We start from the raw sequence: 2,587 nt of genomic DNA, 5'->3' as shown, positions 1-2,587 counted from the left end.
CAGCGCCATGGGCAGCTCCGCCGCCTCGACATGAAGCCCCGCCTGCCCCGGCAGCGCCGCCTCGACGCTGCCCGCCTCTCCGGTGCCATTCGCCTCGACATAGCCCAGCCGCACCCGGTCGGGCAGCGCGCCCGCGCCGTCGCGCGCGATCTCGTTTCCGGGCGTCTCGGGCGAGACGCGGACCAAGCTCTCGGGGTCGAGCAGCGCATCGGCCCGCCCGTCGCGGCTGCGAAACACCAGCCTGCCGCCCCGCTCCACCGCATCGAAGCCATGCGCCAGCATCAAGGGCTGCAGCAGCGCCCGCGCGCTCTGCGCCCCTTGGGCGACATAGCCGCGCACGAGGCCGAAAAGCTGCGAGGTGTCGATCTTGCTCACCCCCGCCTCGGCGCAGATCTCGGCCACGACGGAAGCGAGGTCGCGATGCGCCGTGCGCCCGGTGATCCAATGCCCGCGCGCCCAGTTCGCCCCATCGCTCCAGACCTGAGACAGCCCCGGGAACCACGGGTAGGGCCGCAGGTCCCAGGCCCAGACCAGCATCCGCCCGGTGTCGAGCATCGGGCCGCCATAGATCTCCGAGACCGGGTTGGCCCCGGGTGCCGCAAAATGGCGGTGCATGGCGCGCAGATACTGCATCTGGATCAGCTCGTCGCGATGCCCGCGCGAGTGGTAGGGCAGCGAGGATTCCGAGGATTTGGGATCGAGGAACTTGTTGGGCTGGTTGGTGCCGCGATCGACGGCGGCGCAGCCCAGCTCGGTGAAGCGGATGGGCTTCGAGCCGGGCTGCCATGCGGTGGGATCGGACTGGCGTACGCCGTCGATGCGCTCGTGATGCGGATTGCCCCACCAGCCTTTGAGGTCCTTGTAGCGCCAGACCCAGGGCTCGCCGTCGCCATCGGTGATCGGGGTGCGGATCTGGGCCGCGCGCGCCTCGGGCGAATGGTAGAACCAGTCATACCCCTCGCCGCCCGCGACATTGCCGGTGAGATAGTCGAGATCGTAGATCGAGCGGTGGTCTTGAGCGTCGAGATGGTCCCATCCGTCGCGCCAGTCCGAGAGCGGCATGTAATTGTCGATGCCGATGAAATCGATCTCTGGATCGGCCCAGAGCGGGTCGAGGTGAAACCGCTTGGTCGCGCCGCCGGGCTGGTGGCCGTGATATTCGGTCCAGTCGGCGGCGTAGGAGAGCTTCACCTCCGGCCCGAGGATGCCGCGCACGTCCCTCGCCAGATCGCGCAGCGCGGTGACGGCGGGGTAGCTGTCGCCCTCGCCCCGGATCGTGGTCAGCGCCACCAACTCGGAGCCGATGCAGAAGGCCTCGACACCCCCCCCCCATGGCGCAGATATGCGCCTGATGCAGCACGAAGCGGCGCAGGCCCCAATCCTCGGGGCCCTCGTAGACCGGGCCATCGGGTGTGATGGAGAAATCCTCCGCCCGCGCCGTGCCGAAAAAGGCCGCGACCTCGGCCTCGGCGGCTGCCGTGCGGTCGGTGGTGCCGCTCTGCCCCGGTGCCAGCGCGGTGGTGATCCGCCCGCGCCACGGCAGGGCCGCCTGCTCGGCCCCGCCCCAGGGGTCGGGCAGCCCGTTGCCGGGCAGCTGATCCATCAGGATGAAGGGGTAATAGGTCACCTCCAGCCCGCGCGCGGCCATTGCACGGATCGCCTCGATCACAGCGCGGTCCGAGGGCGTGCCGCCGTAGACCGGGCGATCCTCGACGCGCGGCACCTCCATCGCCGCGTCGCGCCCGAGCCCCGAGACGCGCCAAGCCATCTCCTCGCCGTCGCTCTCGCGCTGCTCGACCTTGGGCCGGATGCGGCACTGCCCGGCGCGCAGATCATCCCCGAACCACGACACCACGAGAGAGGCGGCGCGGCAGAGCGGCAGCTCCTCGACGAGATCGTCGAGCGCGGCCTCGGCATCGCTTGGGCCGGACGGCCCGTGCAGGTTGGCGGGGCTCCGCTCGGCAAAGCCCGTGGCCTTGTGCACCGGCGTGGAGGCCAGCGCGTATTCGCCCGTGCCGGGGATCACCGCGACGCCGCGCAGCAACCGCGCGATGTCCTCAGCGCGCGAGGGGTCGCTGACATCGGCGGGGCGCAGCACCTCGAAGCTGAGCTGCGGCACGCGGTTGCCGAAGCGCGCGAGATCCAGATCCTCGATCACCACATAGGCCAGCCCGCGATAGGCGGGCGCACGCCCGATGCCCAGCGCGGCCTCGATCTTGGGGTCGGGCAGCTGGTCCTCGCCCCCCTCGTAGAGCCGCCAGGTGATCTCGTCGCGCCCCAGCTCGACCCCGTCGGCCCAGATCCGCGCCACGCGGGTCACCCGCCCCTCGCAAAGCCCCACGGCGAGGCTCACCGCATAGGAAAACTCGGTCACCTCCGGTCGGGGCGCACCCTTGCCGCCGCCCGAGGTGCTGCGGCGCTCCTCGAAATCCGAGGCCCAGATCACCTGCCCGCCGATCCGCATCCGCCCCCAGAGCCGGGCGATCGGCGCGCCCTCGCCCGCGCCGGTGAGGCGAAACCGGTCGACGCGGCCCGTCTCGACCGGATCGGCCCCCGGCCCCAAGAGGCGCGCGTCGATGGCCCGGCC

The 2,587-nt window shown here is 71.4% G+C and carries 1 pseudogene; it reads right to left on the bottom strand.

The features are described 5' to 3' along the window. Positions 1-2,587 (bottom strand): annotated as a pseudogene (locus NHG85_RS19955) (baseplate multidomain protein megatron); the annotation flags it as partial.

It is taken from the genome of Limimaricola litoreus, assembly GCF_024159025.1.
In the GTDB taxonomy this organism is placed as follows: Bacteria; Pseudomonadota; Alphaproteobacteria; order Rhodobacterales; family Rhodobacteraceae; genus Limimaricola; species Limimaricola litoreus.
The sequence above is the reverse complement of the archived record's forward strand: the minus strand, read 5'-3'. Positions and strand labels throughout refer to the sequence as shown.